At 70.5% G+C, this 22,406-nt stretch carries 19 protein-coding genes; 15 read left to right on the top strand and 4 right to left on the bottom strand.

Features of this window, described 5'->3' with window-relative positions; translation table 11 throughout:
• The first annotated feature begins 328 nt into the window (after nucleotides 1–328).
• The 8 genes from ACH442_RS18530 (at nucleotide 329) to hemB (ending at nucleotide 9,044) form a co-directional block, all read left to right on the top strand.
• Nucleotides 329–1,969 carry an AMP-binding protein gene (locus ACH442_RS18530; protein WP_396339240.1) on the top strand — a complete coding sequence of 547 codons (1,641 nt, stop codon included), beginning with the start codon at nucleotides 329–331 and terminating at the stop codon, nucleotides 1,967–1,969.
• 73 nt (nucleotides 1,970–2,042) lie between these two features.
• Nucleotides 2,043–2,291, top strand: coding sequence for a glutaredoxin family protein (locus ACH442_RS18525; protein ID WP_396339239.1), 249 nt, complete (start codon nucleotides 2,043–2,045; stop codon nucleotides 2,289–2,291).
• A 115-nt stretch (nucleotides 2,292–2,406) separates the two neighbouring features.
• Nucleotides 2,407–3,048, top strand: a complete 642-nt coding sequence (locus ACH442_RS18520; RefSeq protein ID WP_396339238.1) for an HAD family hydrolase — start codon at nucleotides 2,407–2,409, stop codon at nucleotides 3,046–3,048.
• Between the two features lie 232 nt (nucleotides 3,049–3,280).
• On the top strand, nucleotides 3,281–4,021 hold the full coding sequence (locus ACH442_RS18515) for a redox-sensing transcriptional repressor Rex (RefSeq protein WP_396339237.1): 741 nt from the start codon (nucleotides 3,281–3,283) through the stop codon (nucleotides 4,019–4,021).
• Nucleotides 4,018–5,325: a glutamyl-tRNA reductase gene (locus ACH442_RS18510; RefSeq protein ID WP_396339236.1), complete on the top strand. Its 1,308-nt coding sequence runs from the start codon at nucleotides 4,018–4,020 to the stop codon at nucleotides 5,323–5,325. Before ACH442_RS18515 ends, ACH442_RS18510 begins: the two co-directional genes overlap by 4 nt.
• A gap of 76 nt (nucleotides 5,326–5,401) precedes the next feature.
• Nucleotides 5,402–6,358 (top strand): hydroxymethylbilane synthase, encoded by a 957-nt coding sequence (gene hemC, locus ACH442_RS18505; RefSeq protein ID WP_396339235.1) that lies wholly within the window; start codon nucleotides 5,402–5,404, stop codon nucleotides 6,356–6,358.
• Complete coding sequence (locus ACH442_RS18500) at nucleotides 6,355–7,941, top strand: uroporphyrinogen-III synthase (RefSeq protein ID WP_396339234.1); 1,587 nt, start codon at nucleotides 6,355–6,357, stop codon at nucleotides 7,939–7,941. Before hemC ends, ACH442_RS18500 begins: the two co-directional genes overlap by 4 nt.
• Nucleotides 7,942–8,054: 113 nt before the next feature.
• Complete coding sequence (gene hemB / locus ACH442_RS18495) at nucleotides 8,055–9,044, top strand: porphobilinogen synthase (RefSeq protein ID WP_396339233.1); 990 nt, start codon at nucleotides 8,055–8,057, stop codon at nucleotides 9,042–9,044.
• A 394-nt stretch (nucleotides 9,045–9,438) separates the two neighbouring features.
• Here hemB and ACH442_RS18490 read toward each other — a convergent pair whose 3' ends face one another.
• Together ACH442_RS18490 and ACH442_RS18485 are read right to left on the bottom strand one after the other, a co-directional pair.
• Nucleotides 9,439–10,455: a GNAT family N-acetyltransferase gene (locus ACH442_RS18490; protein WP_396339232.1), complete on the bottom strand. Its 1,017-nt coding sequence runs from the start codon at nucleotides 10,453–10,455 to the stop codon at nucleotides 9,439–9,441.
• 88 nt (nucleotides 10,456–10,543) lie between these two features.
• Complete coding sequence (locus ACH442_RS18485) at nucleotides 10,544–12,073, bottom strand: hypothetical protein (RefSeq protein ID WP_396339231.1); 1,530 nt, start codon at nucleotides 12,071–12,073, stop codon at nucleotides 10,544–10,546.
• A gap of 90 nt (nucleotides 12,074–12,163) precedes the next feature.
• Here ACH442_RS18485 and ACH442_RS18480 point away from each other — a divergent pair, with 90 nt between their 5' ends.
• The 3 genes from ACH442_RS18480 (at nucleotide 12,164) to ACH442_RS18470 (ending at nucleotide 16,980) form a co-directional block, all read left to right on the top strand.
• Nucleotides 12,164–12,373 carry a zinc ribbon domain-containing protein gene (locus ACH442_RS18480; RefSeq protein ID WP_396339230.1) on the top strand — a complete coding sequence of 70 codons (210 nt, stop codon included), beginning with the start codon at nucleotides 12,164–12,166 and terminating at the stop codon, nucleotides 12,371–12,373.
• A 946-nt stretch (nucleotides 12,374–13,319) separates the two neighbouring features.
• Nucleotides 13,320–15,884, top strand: a complete 2,565-nt coding sequence (locus tag ACH442_RS18475) for an adenylate/guanylate cyclase domain-containing protein (RefSeq protein WP_396339376.1) — start codon at nucleotides 13,320–13,322, stop codon at nucleotides 15,882–15,884.
• A 79-nt stretch (nucleotides 15,885–15,963) separates the two neighbouring features.
• On the top strand, nucleotides 15,964–16,980 hold the full coding sequence (locus ACH442_RS18470) for a potassium channel family protein (protein ID WP_396339229.1): 1,017 nt from the start codon (nucleotides 15,964–15,966) through the stop codon (nucleotides 16,978–16,980).
• A 333-nt stretch (nucleotides 16,981–17,313) separates the two neighbouring features.
• Here the strand turns inward: ACH442_RS18470 and ACH442_RS18465 are convergent, their stop codons facing one another.
• Together ACH442_RS18465 and ACH442_RS18460 are read right to left on the bottom strand one after the other, a co-directional pair.
• The gene (locus tag ACH442_RS18465; RefSeq protein WP_396339228.1) at nucleotides 17,314–18,336 is read right to left on the bottom strand and encodes a 2-oxoacid:ferredoxin oxidoreductase subunit beta; all 1,023 of its coding nucleotides are present in this window, start codon (nucleotides 18,334–18,336) and stop codon (nucleotides 17,314–17,316) included.
• A complete protein-coding gene (locus ACH442_RS18460; protein WP_396339227.1) occupies nucleotides 18,329–20,182 on the bottom strand; it encodes a 2-oxoacid:acceptor oxidoreductase subunit alpha in 1,854 nt (617 codons plus the stop codon). The genes ACH442_RS18465 and ACH442_RS18460 overlap by 8 nt, the downstream gene beginning before the upstream one ends.
• Nucleotides 20,183–20,351: 169 nt before the next feature.
• Between ACH442_RS18460 and ndhC the strand changes: the two genes are divergently transcribed.
• The 4 genes from ndhC (at nucleotide 20,352) to ACH442_RS18440 (ending at nucleotide 22,404) form a co-directional block, all read left to right on the top strand.
• A complete protein-coding gene (gene ndhC, locus ACH442_RS18455; protein ID WP_203743216.1) occupies nucleotides 20,352–20,729 on the top strand; it encodes an NADH-quinone oxidoreductase subunit A in 378 nt (125 codons plus the stop codon).
• A gap of 52 nt (nucleotides 20,730–20,781) precedes the next feature.
• On the top strand, nucleotides 20,782–21,267 hold the full coding sequence (locus ACH442_RS18450; RefSeq protein WP_396339226.1) for a DivIVA domain-containing protein: 486 nt from the start codon (nucleotides 20,782–20,784) through the stop codon (nucleotides 21,265–21,267).
• 73 nt (nucleotides 21,268–21,340) lie between these two features.
• Entirely contained in the window at nucleotides 21,341–21,829 is a 489-nt protein-coding gene (locus tag ACH442_RS18445; RefSeq protein ID WP_396339225.1) for an SRPBCC family protein, read from the top strand.
• Nucleotides 21,826–22,404 carry a DNA-3-methyladenine glycosylase I gene (locus ACH442_RS18440; protein ID WP_396339224.1) on the top strand — a complete coding sequence of 193 codons (579 nt, stop codon included), beginning with the start codon at nucleotides 21,826–21,828 and terminating at the stop codon, nucleotides 22,402–22,404. Before ACH442_RS18445 ends, ACH442_RS18440 begins: the two co-directional genes overlap by 4 nt.
• The last annotated feature ends 2 nt before the right edge of the window (nucleotides 22,405–22,406 follow it).

Here is a 22,406-nt window from a genome sequence, read left to right as displayed (position 1 = left end):
GATTCGCGGATGGCGTTCAACCCGTCACTGATTGCGTGCCTCCCGGCAAGGACGTCGCGGTGGTACGGGTCCTCGGCGTACACATGAGTCACTGCGCCTCCTCAACCCGGCGGGCCTGCGGCGACCGCGAATCCGTCCCGCCAGACAGGGATTCACGGCGTTTCCGTCCTTTGTGTGGCACAGCGGCCTCCTCGGGATGAGGGTGGTCACTCGCATACAAAAGGGGTGGGGCAACCCGCGGAAATCGCCGGTGACCTCACCCGTTCGTGTGGAGTCGGTTACGCAGACCGGAAGTATCGCCGAGTTCGGACACGGGGAGTCGCACACCATGTGCGCTGCGCGCAAAGCCGCGAATCCGTCCGAAATCGGCATCCGGTATCAAGGTCACCCTGGTCCATCCGCGGCCCGGGACAACGGACGGACTGTCCGCTGTCCCGGACGGGTGACGTTTGTGTCAGACTCGGGCGTCGTGGAGGAACCCGCCCCTGACCCGGTCGCCGCGGCCGCTGCCCGCCGACCGCAAGCCCCGGCTCTCATCGCCGGCGACACCGTCCTGACCTGGGCGGATCTGGATGCCAAGGTCACCCGGGCAGCCCACTTCCTGGCCGGCCGGACGGCGCCCGGTGATCGCGTCGCATCCCTGCTCGGCAATACCGTGGACTTCGTGGTCACCTGGTTCGCCACCTTGCGCGCCGGTCGCGTCGCGGTTCCGCTCAACCCGGGCTACACCGCCGACGAGGTGGCGCACGCGATCACCGACGCCGGGTGCGCACTGATCGTGATCGGACAGACGGACGAGTTACGACTCGGTCTGGGCGAGTCGGGCGTCCGTCCGGATTTCGACAACGCCGAAGAAGTCGATCTCCCACGGGTCGCCGCGCAGGATCTTGCGGTGCTGCTCTACACGTCCGGGACGAGTGGACGGCCGAAGGCGGCGATGCTGACCCACGGCGCGCTCGCGGCCAACCACGAGCAACTGGACCGGATCGAGCCGTCCGTGGTCGGGCCGGACGACGTGGTGCTGCTCGCGGTGCCGTTCTTCCACGCGTACGGGCTGAACACCGGCCTGGGCAGCGTCGCGCACCACGCGGCGACCGGCGTGCTGGTCGACCGCTTCGACGCGGCGGAGACGGCCGAGCTGGTCGCGAACCACGGCGTGACCGTCGTGGTCGGCGTCCCGGGGATGTATCAGGCCTGGTCACAGCTGCCCGGCGGGATCGAGGCGCTGCGCGGCCTGCGGACCGCGGTGTGTGGCGCCGCGCCACTGGACCGGACGACCGCGGCACGCTTCCGGGCCGCCACGGGCAAGACAATTCTTGTCGGGTACGGCTTGACGGAGTGCTCCCCGGTGCTCACCACCACCGCCGTGAGCGACCGGGGCAAGACCGGCTCGATCGGGCGTCCCCTGCCGGGGGTGGAGCTCTCCCTGCGTACGCGCAATGGGGTTGAACTGTGGCGGGACGGCACGGTGTCGCCGGAGGAAGATCTCGCCGAGCTGGACCTCGCGCCGCCCGGGTCGGCGGGCACGGACCCGGGCGAGATCGTGGTCCGCGGCCCGAACCTGTTCGGCGGTTACTGGCCGGACGGCGCCGGCGGGCCGGACGCGCAGGGGTGGTGGCCGACCGGGGACATCGCGTACGCGGATGCCGACGGCGACCTGATCCTGGTCGACCGGATCGGTGAGTTGATCCTGGTCAACGGCTTCAACGTCTATCCTGCGGAGATCGAGCGGGTGCTGGACGCCCATCCGCGGGTGGCCGAGTCGGCGGTGGTCGGGCGGCCGGACAAGCGGACCGGGCAGCATCCGCACGCGTACGTCGTGGTCAGCGGTGACCCGGCGCCCTCGGTGACCGAGCTGCAGGTGCACTGCGCCGCGCGGCTGGCCCGGTTCAAGCTGCCGACGATCGAGCTGGTCGCGTCGCTGCCGCGCTCGGCCAGCGGCAAGGTACGGAAGAGAGAGCTCGCATGAGCGAGCCGGCGAGCGAATCATCAGGCGCAGTCATGACGTCGTGGCGGCGCCGGAGCACAGCGGAGGTGGCGGCATGACCCGGATCACGTTGATCAGCCGGGACGGGTGTCACCTGTGTGAGGTGGCCGAGCAGACGCTGGATCGGATCGCGCCCGGCCAGTGGAGCCGGGTGGACGTGGACTCGTCGGTCGAGTTGCAGCGCGACTACGACGATCGGGTGCCGGTGATCCTGCTGGACGGCCAAGAACACGGGTACTGGCGGGTCGAGGAGGCTCGGCTGATCCGGGATTTGGCCCGACAGCCCGGCGAGCCCCGCCTCTAGTGCGCGGTCGGGGCCGGCCGGGGCTGCGGTGTGGCCAGGAGCGCACTCGATGCCAGCCGCTCTCCTGCCCGCACCTCGTACTCGGTCGGCCCCCGACCGCGCTAGATTCCCTCCGGTGACAGCAAAGCACCTGGTCTGGGACTGGAACGGAACCCTTCTCGACGATCTTCACCTGGTCGTGTCGTCGACCAACGAGGCCTTCGCCACGGTCGGTGGGCGCTCGGTCGAGGCGGACGAGCACCGGCGGGCGTTCCGGCGCCCGGTCGCCGAGTTCTACGCCGAGATGCTCGGCCGGGCGGTGGACGACGAGGAGTTCGGCCGGCTGGACCGGATCTTCCACGACGCGTACCGCCTCGGGTTGACCGACATCACCCTGGCCGCCGACGCGATGACCGCGATCCGGACCTGGCCGGGGACGCAGTCGCTGCTCTCCATGTGGTTCCACAGCGAGTTGGTGCCGGCCGTGGAGACGTACGGGCTGACCGGGATCTTCACCCGCATCGACGGGCTGCGCACCGAGGTGGGTGGCGACCTGAAGGCCGGGCACCTGGCACGGCACCTGGAGGGGCTGGGCCTCGACGGCCGCGACGTGGTGCTGATCGGCGACTCGCTCGACGACGCGGCCGCGGCGGACTCGGTCGGCGCCGGTTCGGTCCTTTACACCGGCGGCTTCACCGATCCCGTGAGATTGCGCGAATCGGGCCGTACGGTGGCGGACTCGCTCGTCGAAGCGGTGAAGCTAGCCATGTCACTCTGAGTCGATTGGCCCTGGTGGGGTAGGACAAGTAATACTCGACAGGTCGGCTCGGCTAACACAGTCGAGTCGATCTTGTCCAATTGTCCCGACAAGATCGCGATTTGTGCACGCCTTCACAAGCGCCTACTCTGTGGCTTCGACGAGCCCCGCTACCACAGTCACCCCACGAGGGTCTCACCGGTATCGCACAGAACGGGCTCACCGCAGGTTCGCCTCGTCGGCACGGAGTCAGATGAGTCAGCAGCGTCACGGAAGCACGCCCGGCGAAGCCGGTGACGTCCCGGCCTTCCCGGATCTCCCGGAGGCGACGATCGCTCGGCTGCCCGAATACCTGCGTGCCCTCCATCATCTGGCCGAGGCCGGTGCGGAAACGGTATCCAGCGAGGGTCTGGCCGCTGCGGCCGGGGTCAACTCCGCGAAACTCCGCAAGGATCTCTCACATCTGGGGTCGTACGGGACCCGGGGCGTCGGCTACGACGTCGCCCTGCTGGTCGACCAGATCGAGTACATCCTGGGCCTGGACAAGAACCGCGCCGTCTGTGTCGTCGGCGTCGGCAACCTCGGGCACGCCCTGGCCGGGTACGCCGGGTTCGCCAGCCGCGGCTTCCGGGTCGTCGCGCTCTTCGACGCCGACCACAGCAAGGTCGGCGAGGTGATAAACGGCATGGCCGTCCGGCACATCTCCGACCTCGAGGCGGTCGCCGCCGCGGAGTCGATCGCGATCGGCGTCATCGCCACCCCGCCCACCGCGGCGCAGGCCGTGGCGGACCTGCTGGTCGCCGTCGGTGTGACAAGCATCCTGAACTTTGCGCCATGCGTGCTGTCGGTTCCGCCGAACGTCGATGTGCGCAAGGTGGATCTCGCCATCGAGTTGCAGATCCTCTCGTTCCATGAACACCGCAAGGCGTCGCTGACCGCCCTACCCGGCGGGGCCGGCGACAGCGCGGGTAACCAGGAGGCAGTCGGGTCGTGAATCTCCTCAGCATCGGTGCGTCCTACCGCACCGCCGACGTCGCCGTACTGGAACGGCTCACCATTCCGGACGCCGAGATACCGCAGTTCCTGCAGAAACTTCTCGCTCAGCCGTACGTGAGCGAGGCCGTGCTCGTCTCGACGTGCAACCGCGTCGAGGTGTACGCCGCGGTCAGCGGGTTCCACGGCGGTCTCGGCGACATCTGCAACGTGCTCTCGCAGCACTCCGGCATCCCCGCCACCGAGCTGGCCGGGCACCTCTACGTGCACTACGGCGAGGCCGCGGTCCGGCACTCGTTCCGGGTCTCGTCCGGCCTCGAATCGATGGTGGTCGGGGAGGCGCAGATCCTGGGGCAGCTCCGGGACGCGTACCACGTGGCCACCGAGTCCGACTCGGCCGGCCGGCTGCTCCACGAACTGATGCAGCAGGCGCTGCGGGTCGGCAAGCGAGCGCACGCCGAGACCGGCATCGACAAGGCCGGCCAGAGCGTCGTCACCGCCGCCCTGGAGGTGGCCGCCGACCACCTCGGCGGCGACCTGGCCGGGCGTCCCGCGCTGGTCATCGGCGCCGGCGCGATGGGCTCGCTCTCCGTCGCCACGCTCACCCGGACCGGAGTCGGCCCGCTGCAGATCACCAACCGCAGCGCCGACCGGGCCGAGCGGCTGGCCGAGGCGTACGGAGCCACCGCGGTCCCGATCGCCGACCTCGCGTCCGTCCTGCGGGAAGTGGACATCGTCGTCAGCGCGACCGCCTCCACCGTGCCGGTGCTGACCCGTGAGCTGCTGAGCGAGGCGCTCACCGCCCGCTCGGAGAAACTGGTCGTGCTGGACCTCGCGGTGCCCCGCGACGTCGCCCCCGACGCCGCCGGGCTGCCCGGTCTGGCCGTCGTCGACATCGACAGCCTGGCCGCCAGCCGCCGGGCCGCCCCGGCCGTGGCCGAGACCGCCGCGGTCGAGCAGATCGTCACCGGTGAGGTGGACAACTTCCTCGGGTGGATGCGCGGGGCGGAGATCGCGCCGACCGTGGCCGCCCTGCGTACCCGCGCGGAGGACGTCGTCACCGCGGAGATGCGCAAGCTGCTGAGCCGGCGGCCGGAATTCACCGAGGAGCAGCGGGCCGACGTTTCCCGTACCCTGCACCGGGTCGTCCAGCAGATCCTGCACTCGCCGACCGTGCGCGTGCGGCAGCTGGCCGCCGAGCCGGGGGGCGATCAGTACGCCGCGCTGCTCCGCGAGTTGTTCGACCTTGACGTGCCCCTGGCCGCCAACGCTGACGCGGTACCGGAGATCGGAGGTAAGGCATGACCGACCGCACCGAGCGGCAGCCGTTCCGGCCTTGCCGCGGCCTCGCGGGTCACGGCATGCGAGAGGTGGGCTCAGAGTGAAACCGCTTCGCCTCGGGACCCGGGGGAGCAAGCTCGCTCTCACCCAGTCGCAGATGGTCGCCGACGAGGTGACCGCGGTCACCGGCCGTGCCGTCGAGCTGGTCCGCATCCTCACGCCGGGGGACACCTCCTCCGCGCCGGTCGCCCAGCTCGGCGTCGGGGTGTTCGTGTCCGCTCTGCGGGACGCGCTGCTCGCCGGTGAGATCGACTTCGCCGTGCACTCGTACAAGGACCTGCCGACGGCCGAGCACCCGCTGCTGGCGATCCCCGCCGTGCCCCGCCGGGAGGACCCGCGGGACGCGGTCGTGGCGCGGGACGGGCGTACGCTCGCCGACCTCGCGCCCGGTTCGGTGATCGGCACCGGCGCGGTGCGGCGCATCGCACAGCTCCGCGCCCACGGCTTGGAGTTGCAGGTCACGCCGATCCGGGGCAACATCGACACCCGGATCGCCCGGGTCCTCGGCCCCGCGGCCGACCTGGACGCGGTCATCCTGGCCCGGGCCGGCATCGCCCGGATCAACCGGACCGATGTGATCACCCAGACGCTGGACCCGATGCTCATGCTGCCCGCCCCGGCCCAGGGTGCGCTGGCGGTCGAGTGCCGGTCCGGTGACACCGACCTGGTCGAGCTGCTGGCCGCGCTCGACCACGCACCGACCCGGGCCGCCGTTCTGGCGGAACGGGCGCTGCTGGCCACGCTGGAGGCCGGGTGTGCCGCCCCGGTCGCCGCATATGCCCGCCTCGTCCGGGGCAGGCATGCCGGCTCGGCCCACGGGGACGGGCGCGGCGAGGAGATGATTCACCTGCGCAGTGCGGTGATCAGCCCGGATGGGGTTCGAGCCATCCGGCTGTCGCGCACCGGAACGCCCGCCGGCGCGGCGGAGATCGGCAAGGCACTCGCCGCCGATCTCCTCGACGCCGGCGCCGATACCCTGATGGGGAGCACAGAATGACCACCCGCACCGCCCGTAAGCCAGCCGGACGCATCGCGTTCATCGGCGCCGGACCCGGCGACCCGGAGCTGCTGACCCGCCGCGCCTATGCCGCGCTGACCGATGCCGACCAGGTGGTCTACGACCGGGGCGTGCCCGAGTCGCTGCTGTCCGCGATCCGCGCCGACGCCAAGGACGACGCCCAGTTCAGCCCGGCCGAGGGCGCCCCCGGTGACGTGGCCAAGGTGCTGCTCTCCGCGGCCAAGTCCGGCCTGTCCGCCGTGCACCTGGTCGCCGGTGACCCGTTCGGCCACGAGTCGGTGGTCAAGGAGGTACAGGCCGTCGCCCGTACCGCCGTGCACTTCGAGGTGATCCCGGGCATCGGGCAGGCCGAGGGCGTCGCCGCGTACGCCGGTGTGCCGCTGCCCGGCGTCCGCATCGCCGCCGACGTCGACGACGTGACCGCGCTGGACTTCGACGCGCTGGCCGGCGCGGCCCAGAAGGGCTCGTTCGCCGTCGCGGTCGACGCCGGTGATCTGGCCGCGGTCCGGGACGGGCTGCTCGCGTCCGGCGTCGAGCCCGGTGTCCCGGTCGCGGTGACCGGCGACGGCACCGGCGAGACGCAGTACACCACCGCCTCGACCGTGGACAGCTTCGTCGCCGCCGCGCTCGGCTTCACCGGCCGGGTCGTGCTGACCGTCGGCGCCGAGGTCGGCGAGCGCGACGCCCTCAGCTGGTGGGAGAACCGCCCGCTGTACGGCTGGAAGGTCCTCGTCCCGCGGACCAAGGAGCAGGCCGGGGCGATGAGCGCGCGCCTGCGGGCGTACGGCGCCATCCCGTGTGAGGTGCCGACCATCGCGGTCGAGCCGCCGCGCACCCCGGCGCAGATGGAGCGGGCGGTCAAGGGCCTGGTCGACGGCCGGTACGCCTGGGTCGTCTTCACCTCGGTCAACGCGGTCCGCGCGGTCTGGGAGAAGTTCGCCGAGCACGGTCTGGACGCCCGCCACTTCGGTGGCGTCAAGATCGCCTGCATCGGTGAGGCCACCGCCGAGGCCGTCCGGGCGTTCGGCATCCAGCCCGAGCTGATCCCGGCCGGCGAGCAGTCCAGCGAAGGCCTGCTGGCCGAGTTCTCGCCGCACGACGAGATTCTCGACCCGGTCGGCCGGGTGCTGCTGCCGCGCGCCGACATCGCCACCGAGACCCTCGCGGCCGGCCTGATCGAGCGGGGCTGGGAGGTGGACGACGTGACCGCGTACCGGACGGTGCGGGCCGCGCCGCCGCCGGCCGAGATCCGCGACGCGATCAAGTCGGGCGGGTTCGACGCGGTGCTCTTCACCTCGTCCTCCACCGTGCGGAACCTGGTCGGCATCGCGGGCAAGCCGCACGCGCGGACGGTCGTCGCGGTGATCGGCCCGAAGACCGCCGAGACGGCGATCGAATTCGGTCTGCGGGTGGACACCCAGCCGCAGAACGCTTCCGTGCCGGATCTGGTCGAGGCGCTTGCCGAGTACGCACTGGAACTGCGCGAGAAGCTGGCGGCGATGCCGGCCAAGCAGCGCCGCGGCTCCAAGGTGCAGGGCCCGACGGCGCTCCGTTTCCGCTGATGTCGCTGTGAACGCTGGGAACGCGCCGGGGAGTTGCTCCTCGGCGCGTTCGCCTTTTCCACCGTCGTACCGCAAATCGTTTTTCGGTCTTTGGCCGTTTTAGGGAGACATTGATGTCCTTCCCCGACATCCGCCCGCGCCGGCTCCGGCGCACCCCCGCGATCCGTCGCCTCGTCGAGGAGACCCGCCTCGCCCCGGCCGAGCTGATCCTGCCGCTCTTCCTCAAGGAAGGGGCGACCGAACCCCGCCCGATCAGCTCCCTGCCCGGTGTCGTCCAGCACTCCCGGGAGTCGCTGCGCAAGGTCGCGCACGAGGCGGTCACCGCCGGCATCGGCGGCCTGATGCTCTTCGGCGTGCCCGAGAACACCAGCAAGGACGAGACCGGATCGGCCGGCCTCGACCCGGACGGCATCCTCAACGTCGGCCTCCGCGACCTGGTCAGCGAGGTCGGCGACGCCACCGTGATCATGAGCGACCTCTGCCTGGACGAGTTCACCTCGCACGGGCACTGCGGGGTGCTCGCGGCCGACGGCTCCGTCGACAACGACGCCACCCTGGAGATCTACGCCGAGATGGCGGTCGCCCAGGCCGCGGCCGGCGCGCACGTGGTCGGGCCGTCCGGGATGATGGACGGTCAGGTCGGCGTGATCCGCAAAGCGCTCGACCGGGCCGGGTACCAGGACGTCTCGGTGCTCGCCTACGCGGCGAAGTACGCGGGGGCGTTCTACGGCCCGTTCCGCGAGGCGGTCGAGTCGACGCTGCAGGGCGACCGGCGGCAGTACCAGCAGGACCCGCCGAACCTGCGGGAGGCGCTGCGCGAGGTCGACCTCGACGTGGCCGAGGGTGCGGACATGGTGATGGTCAAGCCGGCGCTGCCGTACCTCGACGTGATCGCCGCCGTCCGCGAGCGGGTGACCATCCCGGTCGCCGCCTACCAGGTCTCCGGCGAGTACTCGATGGTCGAGGCGGCCGCGGCCAACGGCTGGATCGACCGGGAGCGGACCATCCTGGAGACGCTGACCTCGATCAAGCGAGCCGGCGCCCAGATCACCCTCACCTACTGGGCCCTCGAAGCCGCCCAGCTCCTGCGCACTCGCTACTGATTCTCACCAAGCGCCGCCGCCGAGCGCGAGGTTCGCTCTCCACCAAGCGCCGCCGCCGAGCGCGAGGTTCGCTTTCCACCAAGCGCCGCCGCCGAGCGCGAGGTTCGCTTTCCACCAAGCGCCGCCGCCGAGCGCAAGGTTCGCTTTCCACCAAGCGCCGCCGCCGGGCGCGAGGTTCGCTTTTCACAAAGCGCCGCCGCTGGGGAGGCAGCTGATTTTCCGCCACCGCGGGGTTTGCGGTGGCGGAAAATCAACTGCCTCCCCAGCGGGTCCAAGGCGCTTTGTGCGCGGAGCGAAGCGAAGCCAAGCCAGCTCAGTCTGCGTCTGTCAACTCGCTTCCGACCGCTTCTCGACTCGGTTCCGACCGCTTCTCGACTCGGTTCCAGCTCGCTTCTCAACTCGGTTCCAACCGCTGGACGAGCTGGCCCACATCCGCGATGTACTCGAACCAGTCGCGGTCCGACTGGTAGCCCAGCTCGGCGTTGACCTTCAGCATCGACTCGTTGTGCTGCGCGTTCCAGGTCTGCACCTGGCGCAGGCCGGTCTCGGCGGCGCGCAGCTCGAACAGCATCCGCGCCTTGATCGCGCGGTCGATGCCGTAGCCGCGGTGCTCCCGGACGACGATCGTGTCGTACTGATCGGCCCGCTCCGGGTGCTGCGCCGGGACGACCACCTCGGTCAACCCGGCGACCGAACCGGTCGACTCGTGGATCGCCAGCACGATGTACGGCTTCAGCCCGCGCCGGTGCAGCGTGTCCAGCGACTCCTGCAGCCGCTCCGGGTCCGACGAGCGCGGCGTCAGGTCCAGGTCGTCGTCGTCGGTCTGCGCCTCCGCCTTCGCCCGCGCATACGGCTCCAGAAGGCCGGCGGGCGGGCCGCCAGGGTGATACTCCACCCGGTAGCCGCTGCTGATACCGCTGGCCATCGCGCCCAGAGCCGCCCAGTCGACGGTGTCCAGACTCAGGACACTGCGGGTCTCCACATACTCCCGCTCGAAACCGAGCGACTCGTAGAAGCCGATCGCCGGGGTGCCGCCGATCGCCTCGACCCCGATCGAAGAAAAGCCTTCGAGGTACGCCCGTCGAGCGGCCACCGCGAGCAGCTCGCTCCCCAGCCCACGCCGTCGTAGCTGGGGCTTGACCAGGATCTCCAGCACCCCGATGTCACCGAGCAGCAGGATGCTGACCATGGCGTAGATCTCGCTCTCCCCCTCGGGGAGCCGATCGTCCTCAGCGACCCAGCAGATCCGGCGCTCGCCCGGCATGGTCTCGGCGAGATAGTCCCTGACCTGCACGTCGCGCCAGGGTGGATCGTCGGGGAGGTCGGTCGCCAGCACCGCGTTGACCGTCTCCACCAGGGAGTGGATCTCGGCCGCGGACGCGGAGCGGGGATCCCATTCACGCACCCTCACCCGTACATCGTGCCGTTTACCGGACCTTCAGGGAAGTGCTGGCCACGCAAAAGTACGCGGCCACTCACCGAGCGTCGTCGCCCCGGGCTCAGGAACGGCTGCGCCGGCCGTAGTCGTTCGCGGCTTCGAAGACCTTCTGCGCCGACGCTTTGAGCGTGCCGCCGTCGTAGTTCAGGATCGCGTCCCACCACGAGTCGGCCCGGGACAGGTCCCGGATGCCGCCCTTCGAGTCCTTGCAGAGCTGCGTGGCGGCGACCAGCGCGGCATCGTCGATGTCGTTGATGTTCGCGGTGCCGTCCCGGTCAGCGTCCACCTGGTACGACTGCCAGACCGACGGCACCAGCTTCATCGGGCCGACCTCGCGGTCATATGTCGGGTCCTGGTCCAGCACGGCGTGGTCGGTGTCCTTGACGAGGATGCGGCCACCCTGCCCGTCCAGCGGCAGGCCGAAGATCGTCGGCTCGGCCACCCCGTTCGCCCGCAGGACCGCAGGGTTCGTACTGCCGTGCCCGGACGCCACCTTGCCGACCGCGGCGAGCGTCGTCCAGGTCAGGTGACAAGTCGACATGGTCTGCTGGGTCACCAGCTCGGCATACCCGTACGCCTGGAGGGCGACCACCGGGATCCCCACCTTGGTGCCGGCCGTCTCCGCCCAGCCGGCCAGCGCATCCGCCGGGCGGCTGACAGCGGCGGTCCCCGGCACGACCCCCGTGCCGCCGGTCGGCGGGACCGTGAAGCCCGGAATCGGGTTGGTGGCTCCGGCCGTGGGGAAGCCGCCGACCCCGAACGGGTCGGTCGGGAAACCGCCGACCGAGAACGAGCTGCCGACCGAGGGCGCCGGAGCGGCCCCGGCCGCCCCGGAAGCGCCGAAGCTCGGGGTGGCGCTCGGGGTCGGTGCGGCCTCCAGCGCTCGCGGGACGAGGTAGACGCCCGCCGTCCCGGCGAGCCCGATCAGTGCGACGACCACGACGCTGGGGAGGATGACGCGCCCGCTGGGACGCCGGGCCCAGGCGGCGACGCCGCGGCCACCGCGGCCCACCAGGCTCAGGGAGCGTCGTGCCAGGCTGCGCTTGGGCGGCGCCTCAGCTTTGTCCGCTGCGTCCTCGCGCGCCTTGCCGTCCTTGGCCTCACCGGCTTTACCGGTCGCGTCCACCTTGCCGGCTTTACCGGTCGCGTCCGCTTTGCCGGCTGGGCCCGTCTCGGCTTTGTCCGCTGCGTCCTTGCTTGCTTTGTCGGCGCCGGTCTCGCCCGAGCCCTTGCCGACGTCAGCGGCCTTGCCGGCCTCGGCCTTCTTGTTGACGTCAGCGGCCTTGCCCGCCTCGGCCTTCTCGCTGGGTCCGGCGGCCTTGCCGGGCTTCTCAGCACCAGAACCGGGCTTCTCAGCACCAGAACCGGATTTGTCAGCACCAGAACCGGGCTTCTCCGTGCCGGCATCCGGCTTTTTCGTGCCGGCATCCGCCGGGCCGGACGTGTCCGACTTGCCGGGCCTCGGCGGCGGCGTGCGCTTGCCCGCGACGGAAGCACCAGTCGCCCCCGAACTGCCCAGCGGCCCGCCCTGGGAGGGCGCCGCCGCCCGCAACTCCGGACGCTCTGCTGGGGTCTTCGGTACCTCCGCCACGCGTTGACCCTACCGGGCCGCGACCAGCGTTGGGAAAGTCGCCGGAGACCTGTGGACGACGCTTGGGCAAAGGCGCTCTACGCTGGTCCGATGCCGCGTTATGACTACCGCTGCCGCGCCTGCGGCGACACCTTCGAGCTCAGCCGCCCGATGCGCGAGTCCGCCGAGCCGGCCGCTTGTCCGCAGGGCCACGACGACACCGTCAAACTGCTGTCCACAGTCGCGGTCACCGGCCGCGGCGCCGCCGGCCCGGCCCCCAGCGCCGGTGGTGGCTGCTGCGGTGGCGCTTGCGGCTGCTGACCCGACCGCCGACGTCCGGCAATCCGCCGGGCACCGCACCTACGCCGGCCGGTGCCGTGCTCGCCTGGCCGGCACCGCACCTACGCCGGCCGGTGCCGCGCTCGCCTGGCCGGCACCAGCACCCTCTCGGCCGGTGCCGTGCTCGCCTGGCCGGGACCGCTCCCGCCGGGCGAGCGCCGCACGGCCCGGCTGGCGCTGCGGGTTGTCTCAGAGCCCTGAATGACAACGCCGAGCGCCGGCCGCGCCCCGGCGGCGTGTTGCCGCCTCGACCCCGCCCACGTCGCGGCCCTGTGAACGGGTGCGCTCGGACGCGGAGAACACCCAACGGGGTCGGGTTTTCGGTTTGACCGCGCCGACCCACGGACGTCGCCCTTGTGGGTTTCGCGTTCCGGGCCGGCCACGGCCCTGCGAAGCCCGCAAGGGTCCCCGCGGGAGCGGCGGACCTCGACCACAGCGGACGTGGGACATGAAAGATCTTGAATTGGGTCTTTTCATCACCCGAAGGAGTGATCTGATGCACTCCTTACTGCAAACCGCTCGATACCGGTCGTCCGTCGACATTGGTGGCCAACCGGCCGTCCATTCTCACCCTCCGTATTCGTCGATGAGCCCTCTGCCGACAAATTGCCCAGCTCAGCCCCGATTTCCCAGAAACTGGGATGACACGTACGGGTACATCCGATCGGCCCGGCGGTTTTGCCCGACCGCGTCGTTTCCGCGTTCGATCTCTTTCGTTACGACACCCGTAGTCCCGTATGCCGATGTCGATCCCACTCTTCGGTGAAGTCCTCCGTAAGGGGTCGGCCGTGGCGGGAACTTGGTTACCGTCCGTTTCTACGATGGGCGGTGACTCTGAGATACGGCAGCATGAGTCGCGACTTCCAAAGGGGGCGGAGGTTCCACCGTGTCGGGACGGCTCGAGCTACCCAGCGGCCTCGTGACCTTCATGTTCACGGACATAGAAGGTTCAACACGACTGGCCCGGATGCTCGGTGACACCTATCGCGCTGTGCTGAACGCACATCGCTCTGTGTTACGTGCTGCGTTGAGTGACTTCGGCGGTGTCGAACTCCTTACGGAGGGTGACTCGTTCTTCGTGGCGTTCGACAACGCCGACGCCGCCGTGGCGGCCTGTGTGGAGGCTCAACGCCGGCTGGCCGCGTTCGACTGGCCGCGCTCGGACGCCGTGCCGAAGGTCCGGATGGGACTGCACACCGGGCACGCCACGCCGATCGGGGTGGAGTACGCGAGCCCCGAGGTGCACCGCGCGGCCCGGGTCGCCGCCGCCGCGCACGGTGGGCAGGTGCTCTGCTCGGAGGCGACCGCCCTGGCCGTGACGGCGTTCACCGGCACGGATGCCGCCGCGGACACGCTGGCCGGGGTGGATCTGCTCGACCTGGGCGCGTTCCGGCTGCGCGGCTTCGACGACGACGAGCGGATCTTTCAGGTGCTCGCACCCGGACTGGAGCGCGAGTTCCCGCGCCCGCGGACTGCGGAGGCGCCCCGCCACAACCTGCCGGCCGAGCACAGTTCGTTCGTCGGGCGGCAGTCCGAGCTGACCGAGCTGGCCGAGCTGATCAGCCATCATCGGCTGGTCAGCGTCGTCGGCCCGGGTGGCGCCGGCAAGACGCGGCTGAGCCTGAGCGTGGCCGAGCAGGTGCTGGACGCCTATCCGGGTGGGGTGTGGACGATCGACGCGGCGAGTGCGGCCGGTGGTCTGCCCGCCGCTCTCGCCTCGGCGCTGGGTCTGCGCCCGGAGCCGGGCCGCCCGATGATCGACACGCTGGTCGAGCAATGCGCCGAGCGGCGGATGCTGGTGATTCTGCAGACCTGTGACGCGGCGCCGGGGCTGACCGCGACGCTGGCGCACCGGCTGCTGTCCCGCTGCCGCCGGCTGGACGTGCTGGCCACCGGCCGGGCACCGCTGGGCCTGCCGGGGGAGACCGTGTGGCGGATCCCGCCGATGGCCCCGGCCGACGCGTTCGCGCTGCTCAAGGAGCGGGCGACGGCGGCCCGCGGCGGGCGGCGCGGGGACGACGACGAGCATCTGGCCGAGCTGGCGTCCCGGCTGGAGGGTTCGCCGCTGGCGATCGAGCTGGCCGCGGCCCGGCTCCGGTTGCTGCCGGCCGAGCTGCTGGCCCGGCGGCTGGACGATCCGATCGGCGCGCTGGACAGCGACGCGTGCGGCGACGGGCGGCACGACAGCCTGCGGAACAGCCTGGACTGGTCGTACCGGAGGCTCGGCAGCCGTGCCACCGAACTGCTGCACCGGCTCGCGGTCTTCGCCGGCCCGGTGGACCTGGCGACCGTCGACTGGTGCGGCGAGGGCGCGCTCAGTGCGCTCTCCGAGCTGGCCGAGAAGTCGCTGATCGAGGTGGTGCCGGGGCCGCGCTACCGGATGTCGGACCACGTCCGGTCGTACGCGCTGCGCCGTCTCGCCGGCACCGGTGACGAGACCGTCGCCCGGGACCGGCATCTCGCCTGGTCGCTGGAGACGCTGGCGGACATCGCGGTGGACACCGACGGGCAGCGGCGCACGGTGTCGCTGACCGATCTCGGCCCGTACGTCGCGGAGTGGCAGGCGGCGCTGCGCTGGGCGTCCGCGGGTGGTGACGTCCGGGCCGGGCTGCGTCTGGCCGGCGCGCTGAACCCGTGGTGGCGTGAGCACGGCGGCGCCCGTGAGGGCCGTGCCCTGCTCATCCGGCTGTACGAACGCGCCGACGAGGAAGTCGCCCCGGCCGAGCTGGCCGAGGCATACCTGATCCACGCCGACCTGGCCGACGATCCGTCCGAGCGGGACGCGTTCCTGGTCCGGGCCGAGGCGGCCGCCCGCCGGGCCGGTGAACCGGCGCTGCTGGTGCGGGCGCTGGGCAGTCGCCGGATCCGGCTGGACGAGCACGGCGAACAGGCGACCGAGACCTCGTGCCGGTCGGTGATCGCCGAGGCGGAACGGGCCGGGGTGGCAACCGAGTCACTGCCGGCGGTGCTGGCGCTGGCCGAGCTGTTCTGGCGGCGCGGCGCGCTGACCGAGGCCGCCGAGCTGCTCGGCGCGGCTCGCCAGCTGGAGGCCGGTCGTCCGGAGGACCGCGGGCGGCGGGCGGTGGACTGGCTGCTCGGCATGGTCGCGTTGCGGCGCGGCGACCTGGTGGCGGCCCACGATCACCTGGTGGTGGCGTTGCGGTCGCGGCTGCGGCACGGCTTCCGGGGTGCGGCCGCGGACGCGGTGGCGGCTATCGCGGCCCGGTGTGCGCTGGGCGGGGACGCGGTGAACGCGACCGTGCTGTTCGGCGGGGCGGAGGCGGCGCGCGGGGCACGGCGTACCGAATCGTTCGGTGCCTTCTGGTCGGAGCAGCAGGTCGCGTTACGGCTGGCGCTCGGCGACGCCGCGTTCGACGCCGCCTACGCGGACGGCGCCACCCTGGGCTTCGACCGGGTCGTGGCGATGGCGCTGGCCGTCGAGCACCCGGACCTGGAGGACGGCGCTGCCAGATTTGCCCAGATAGTGCGCTGAACGGTTCATTTCGAAGATCGGATGATGCGGATCACCCTGACTACTGATCTGATTAGGGCGTGTCCGTACAGGCGCTGCCATGATTCATCTACCGCTGGTCCGACAGGGACCGCTCCGAGCTCTGACCGTCCGGCTGGTGATGGCAGTGCTTCTCGTGCTGAGCGCCGTCGCGGTCGTCTACGCGGACCGGGACGGCTACCGCGACGTGAACGGGGACGGGCTGAGCCTGCTCGACTGCTTCTACTATGCGGTCGTCTCGCTCTCCACCACCGGATACGGCGACATCACCCCGGCGACTCAGGGCGCCCGGCTGGTCAACGTCCTGTTCATCACGCCGGCCCGCGTGCTTTTCCTGATCATCCTGGTCGGCACCACCCTGGAAGTGCTGACCGACCAGTACCGCAGGGGCCTGCGGATCAGCCGGTGGAGGCGGAAGTTGAAGGACCACGTGATCATCTGCGGTTACGGCACGAAGGGCCGGGCCGCGGTTGCCGCGCTGCTGGAGACCGGTTACGACAAGTCCCGCATCGTGATCGTGGAGAACCGTGAGGCCGCCGTCCGGCAGGCGACCGCCAACGGCTTCGTCGTGATCGAGGGCAGCGCCACCCGCTCGTCGGTGCTGCTCGAGGCGGACGTCAAGAACGCCAAGTCGGTGATCATCGCGACCGATCAGGACGAGGCGTCGGTGCTGATCACGCTGACCGTGCGCCAGCTGACCGCCGGTCAGGTCCGGATCATCGCCGCCGTCCGCGAGCAGGAGAACGCCGCACTGCTCAAGCAGTCCGGCGCGCACCACGTGATCGTCTCCTCGTCGACCGCGGGCCGCCTGCTCGGCCTCACCACCACCGCGCCGCCGCTGATCGACGTCGTCGAGGACCTGCTCACCCCCGGCCAGGGCATGGCACTGGCGATGCGTTCAGCCGAGCGCGCCGAGGTCGGCCGCAACCCGCGGGAGCTGCCGACGCTGGTCGTCGCCCTGATCCGTCGCGGCAAGGTCCTTCCGCTCGGCGGCGAGCAGGTCGTCAACATCGAGACCGGCGACCTGCTCGTCTACATCCGCGCCGACGAAGCCGCCTCGACCGGCGTCGCCTTCTGACCGGCCACCTTCACGATCAACTTCAAGAGCCTCTTGTCCCACGTCCGCTGTGGTCGCCGATCGTCGCTCCCGCGGGGACCCTTCCGGGCCTCGCAGGGCCGTGGCCGGCCCTGAACGCGAGGCCCGCAAGGGCGACGTCCGTGGGTGGTCGCGCTCAGAGCGCAACCCCGTCGTGACGAGCCGTCCCGTCGATCCGACGCGCCGGAGCAGCAGGTTCGTCCGCGCCGCGGCCCGGGACGCACCTCGCGGACCGGATGCCACAGACGCGGGCTCACGACGTACCGGGAGATCGAGACGGCCCGGCACCGAGCGGCGCCGGGCCGGACAGCCGACCTAGAGGATGGTCCAGGTGTCGCCGGAGTTGAGCAGTTCGTTGAGCATCTCCTCCGGCGTCCCGGTCGCCTGCGAGCGCGCGTCGACGAGCTGCTTGCGCACGATCTCGTCGTAGGACGGCCGCTGCACATTGCGGAACACCCCGATCGGTGTCGTGTTCAGATCAGAGCCGGAGAGCCGGGACAGCGCGAACGCATACGCCGGGTCCTCCACCGTCGCGTCGTGGACCAGCGGCGTCCCGCCCGGCTGCACCCGAAGGCCGAAGCTGCCCTCCGGGTGCACGACGGACCACTGGTTGTCGCGGCCGAAGGTGATCGGCTGCCCCTGTTCCAGGCGGATCAGGTGCTCGTCGCGGGACTCGGCGTCCTTGATCAGGTCGAATGCGCCGTCGTTGAAGATGTTGCAGTTCTGGTAGATCTCGACGAACGCGGAGCCCTCGTGCTCGGCGGCGGCCCGCAGCACCGACTGCAGGTGCTTGCGGTCGGAGTCGATCGTGCGGGCCACGAACGTCGCCTCGGCACCCAGCGCCAGCGAGAGCGGGTTGAACGGCGAGTCCGCCGACCCGGCCGGCGTCGACTTGGTGATCTTGCCGAGCTCGGAGGTCGGAGAGTACTGCCCCTTCGTCAGGCCGTAGATCCGGTTGTTGAACAGCAGGATCTTCAGGTTGACGTTGCGCCGCAGAGCGTGGATCAGGTGGTTGCCGCCGATCGAGAGCGCGTCGCCGTCCCCGGTGACGACCCAGACGCTCAGGTCGGGGCGTGACGCGGACAGCCCGGTGGCGATCGCCGGCGCGCGGCCGTGGATCGAGTGCATCCCGTACGTGTTCATGTAGTACGGAAAACGCGACGAGCACCCGATCCCGGAGACGAACACGATGTTCTCCCGCGGGATGCCCAGCTCGGGCATGAAGCTCTGGACGGCGGCCAGGATCGCGTAGTCCCCGCAGCCGGGGCACCAGCGCACCTCCTGATCGGACTTGAAGTCCTTCATGGTGAGCTTCAGCGGGATGGCCTCACTAACCATTTTTGACCACGTCCTCGAGCATGCTCTCCAGCGTCGCCGCGGTGAACGGCAGGCCGCTGACCTGGTTGAACGGAACCGCGTCGACGAGGTAGCGGGCCCGGATCACGTGGGCCAGCTGTCCGAGATTCATCTCGGGAACGACTACCTTCTCGTAGGATTTCAGCACTTCACCGAGGTTGCCGGGCAGAGGTGACATGTGGCGCAGATGCGCCTGCGCGATGGTCAGGCCCCGCTGTCGCAGGGCCCGGCACGCCGCCCCGATCGGCCCATAGGTCGACCCCCAGCCCAGCACCAGCACCCGCGCGGCCTCCGACGGGTCCTCCACGTCCAGGTCCGGGACTCCGATCGCCTCGATCCGCGCGGCCCGGGTCCGGACCATGAACTCGTGATTGGCGGGGTCGTAGGAGATGTCGCCCGTCTTGTCGGCCTTCTCCAGACCGCCGATCCGATGCTCCAGCCCCGGCGTGCCGGGAACCGCCCACGGGCGCGCCATCGTCGCCGGGTCCCGCAGGTAGGGCAGGAACTTCCCGTCCTCGGCGTTGGGCGCGGTCGCGAACTCGACCGAGATGTCCGGCAGCTCGTCGACCGACGGCAGCAACCACGGCTCGGAACCGTTGGCCACGTAGTTGTCGGAGAGCAGGATGACCGGTGTCCGGTAGGTCAGAGCGATCCGCGCCGCCTCCAACGCGGCGTGGAAACAATCCGACGGGGACTTCGGCGCGATCACGGCCAGCGGCGCCTCGCCGTGCCGGCCGTAGAGCGCCATGTTCAGATCGGCCTGCTCGGTCTTGGTCGGCATCCCGGTCGACGGCCCGGCCCGCTGCACGTCGACGATCACCAGCGGCAGCTCCAGTGCGATGGCCAGGGAGATCGTCTCCCCCTTGAGCGCCACGCCCGGCCCGGAGGTCGTGGTGACCCCCAAGGCGCCCCCGTACGCCGCGCCCAGCGCCGCCCCGACCGCCGCGATCTCGTCCTCGGCCTGCATCGTGGTGATGCCGAACCGCTTGTGCTTGGAGAGCTCGTGCAGGATGTCGGAGGCCGGCGTGATCGGATAGGCGCCCAGGAACAGCGGCAGCTTGGAGCGCACCGCGGCGGCGACCAGCCCGAGCGCGAGCGCCTGGTTGCCGGTGATGTTGCGGTAGGTCCCCGGCTGCATCCGGGCCGGCTTGACCTCGTAACGCACCGAGAAGGCCTCGGTCGTCTCGCCGTAGTTCCACCCGGCCCGGAACGCGGTCTTGTTCGCCTCGACCAGCTCCGGTCGCTTGGCGAACTTACGTTCCAGGAACCGCAGGGTGGACTCGAACGGCCGCGAGTACATCCAACTGAGCAGGCCGAGCGCGAACATGTTCTTCGCGCGCTCGGCGTCCTTCTTCGAGATGCCCAGGTCGGCCAGCGCCCCGACGGTCATCGAGGTCAGCGCGACCGGATGCACCGAGAACTCAGCGAGGGAACCGTCCTCCAGGGGACTGGCGGCATAACCGACCTTGGCCAGGTTGCGCTTGGTGAACTCGTCGGTGTTGACGATCAGATCGGCGCCGGCCGGCAACTCCGACAGGTTGGCCTTCAGCGCCGCCGGGTTCATCGCGACCAGCACATTCGGCGAGTCACCCGGGGTCAGGATGTCGTAGTCGGCGAAATGGACCTGAAAGCTCGAGACGCCCGGCAGAGTTCCTGCCGGTGCTCGGATCTCGGCGGGAAAGTTGGGCAGGGTCGAGATGTCGTTGCCCAGTTGCGCGGTCTCCGAGGTGAACCGGTCTCCGGTGAGCTGCATACCGTCTCCGGAGTCCCCGGCGAATCGGATCACCACCCGGTCCAGCTGCTCGACTCGCTTCGCGGGAGCGGCCACGTTCAACCTCCAAAGAGCGCGGGCCTTTTAAACGCGTCGATGAAGCAGGCCCGCGCATCGTCACTTCCACACTACGTCGCCGCTCCTTACGGAGGCGGCCGCGAGCCGTTGCCCACAGTAGCCATGCGGCGCTCCCAGGAGCTAGTGGTCTTGGGTAGGCTGCCCGTTCGTGGAGGGATATCTCGGCTCGTACGCCACCCTCGGCCTCGTCCTGGCCGCCGGGGTTCTGCTGTTCGTGGCCGCGTTCGGGGCGAACCGGCTGCTGCGCCCGGCGCGTCCCGCCGAGCCGGCCGGCAAGCGGATCCCGTACGAGAGCGGCATCGACCCGGTCGGTGGGGACTGGGCGCAGGCCCAGATCAGGTACTACGTGTATGCGTACCTTTATGTGCTTTTCGCGGTAGAGGCCGTTTTCCTCTTCCCATGGGCGGTGATCTTCGATCTTCCGGGCTTCGGTGGCGCCGCGATCGCCGAGATGGGCGTCTTCGTGGCCGTGCTCGCGCTGGGCATCCTCTATGCGTGGCGTAAGAAGATCCTGACCTGGACATGACAGATGGGTGGCGGACTCGCCTAGGGAAAGCCGACATGTCAACATCGTGCGCATGAGTCAGCTTCTGCTCTTCATTGTCGTAGCTCTGGTCGTCGGGACGATCGTCTTCGGCGTGACCGTTCTCCTGAGCGGGGGCGACTCCGGGCTGACCCCGGTCGAGCCCGACGGCCAGTCGGTGCCACTGCCGGGCGACCGCCCCCTGGGCGAGGACGACATCGCCCGGACCAGGTTCGACACCGCCTGGCGGGGGTACCGGATGGCTCAGGTCGATCAGGCGCTGCAGCGCGCGGCGTACGACATCGGCTACAAGGGCGAGCTGATCGGGGTGCTGGAGGCGGAGGTGACGGCGTTGCGCGAGGGCCGGACCGAGGACGCCGACACACTGCGCGCCGCGCGGGAGGCCGCGATCGCACCGACGCAGGCCACGCCGGCCGAGAAGGAGCAGGACAAGGCGAAGGACGACGAGCCGGACGGCCCGGTCGCCGAGGTGGCCGAGGTCCCGCCGGCCGCCGACGAGGAGCCGGCGGAGAGCCGATGAGCGAGCTTGCGAGCGAATCCGTAGGCTCGGTCGTCAACTCGTCGTGCCGCCGCGGCGCAGCGGAGGCGGCGCGATGAGTCCAGCCCCGGGCGCCGATGACGCCGCCCGTCCTGGCTCCGGGGAGTTCACCGCCACGGTCATCGTGAACGCCCCGGCCGCGAAGGTGTTCGCCGCGTTCATGGACTGGGAGCGCCAGTCCGACTGGATCCCGTTCACCCGCGTCCGGGTGGCCGAGGGCGACGGCGGTGAGGGCAGCCTGGTCGAGGCGGTCACCACGATCGGCCCGGCGGTGCTGCGCGACGAGATCCGGGTGGTCAAGGTCAACGCGCCGTACGAGGTCCGCGTCGTGCACTGCGGCAAGGTGCTCCGCGGCCCGGGCGCCATGCGCTGCACCGCGATGTCCGGCGACCGCACCCAGGTCGTCCTGCACGAATGGTTCCACCTGCCGCCCGGCCCGGTCGGCAAGATCGCCTGGCCGGTGGTGTGGCCCGGTTCGAAGCTCGGCTTCACCGGCGCCCTGAAGAAGTTCGGCCGTCTGATCGAGCAGGGCCGGCTGCCGTGACCGGGGATCTGGTGCTCGGCGACGACGGCAAGGCCCGTTGCTCCTGGGGCGGCAGCTCCCCGGATTATGCGAACTACCACGACACCGAGTGGGGCAAGCCGATCCGCGGTGACGACGCGCTCTTCGAGCGGCTCACCCTGGAGGCGTTCCAGTCCGGCCTGTCCTGGATCACGATCCTGCGCAAGCGTCCCGCTTTCCGGGCGGCGTTCGACGACTTCTCGATCGCCAAGGTCGCCGCCTACGACGAGAGCGACGCGACCCGGCTGATGGCCGACGCCGGCATCGTGCGGAACCGGATGAAGGTCGACGCGGCGATGCACAACGCGCGCGTGGCCGCCGATCTCGCGCCCGGTGAGCTGACCGAGCTGCTCTGGTCGTTCGCCCCGGCGAAACGGCCTCGACCCGCGGAGATGAAGGACGTCCCGGCCGTCACCCCGGAGTCCACGGCGATGGCCAAGGCGTTGAAGAAGCGCGGTTTCAAGTTCGTCGGACCCACCACGGCGTACGCGTTGATGCAGGCCACCGGCATGGTTGACGACCACCTGATCGGCTGCTGGGTCCCCGTGATGGGATAGGA

The sequence above is a fragment of the Actinoplanes sp. NPDC020271 genome (assembly GCF_044388125.1).
Taxonomy (GTDB): Bacteria; Actinomycetota; Actinomycetes; order Mycobacteriales; family Micromonosporaceae; genus Actinoplanes.
This window is presented reverse-complemented; position numbering and strand designations above follow the sequence as displayed.

Excerpts from the sequence above, each read along its gene's own strand:
- ACH442_RS18530 (WP_396339240.1), top strand. The coding sequence starts at position 329 with ATGTGCGCTGCGCGCAAAGCCGCGAATCCGTCCGAAATCGGCATCCGG.
- ACH442_RS18525 (WP_396339239.1), top strand. The coding sequence starts at position 2,043 with ATGACCCGGATCACGTTGATCAGCCGGGACGGGTGTCACCTGTGTGAG.
- ACH442_RS18515 (WP_396339237.1), top strand. The coding sequence starts at position 3,281 with ATGAGTCAGCAGCGTCACGGAAGCACGCCCGGCGAAGCCGGTGACGTC.
- ACH442_RS18500 (WP_396339234.1), top strand. The coding sequence starts at position 6,355 with ATGACCACCCGCACCGCCCGTAAGCCAGCCGGACGCATCGCGTTCATC.
- hemB (WP_396339233.1), top strand. The coding sequence starts at position 8,055 with ATGTCCTTCCCCGACATCCGCCCGCGCCGGCTCCGGCGCACCCCCGCG.
- ACH442_RS18480 (WP_396339230.1), top strand. The coding sequence starts at position 12,164 with ATGCCGCGTTATGACTACCGCTGCCGCGCCTGCGGCGACACCTTCGAG.
- ACH442_RS18475 (WP_396339376.1), top strand. The coding sequence starts at position 13,320 with ATGTTCACGGACATAGAAGGTTCAACACGACTGGCCCGGATGCTCGGT.
- ACH442_RS18470 (WP_396339229.1), top strand. The coding sequence starts at position 15,964 with ATGATTCATCTACCGCTGGTCCGACAGGGACCGCTCCGAGCTCTGACC.
- ACH442_RS18465 (WP_396339228.1), bottom strand. The coding sequence starts at position 18,336 with ATGGTTAGTGAGGCCATCCCGCTGAAGCTCACCATGAAGGACTTCAAG.
- ACH442_RS18450 (WP_396339226.1), top strand. The coding sequence starts at position 20,782 with ATGAGTCAGCTTCTGCTCTTCATTGTCGTAGCTCTGGTCGTCGGGACG.
- ACH442_RS18445 (WP_396339225.1), top strand. The coding sequence starts at position 21,341 with ATGAGTCCAGCCCCGGGCGCCGATGACGCCGCCCGTCCTGGCTCCGGG.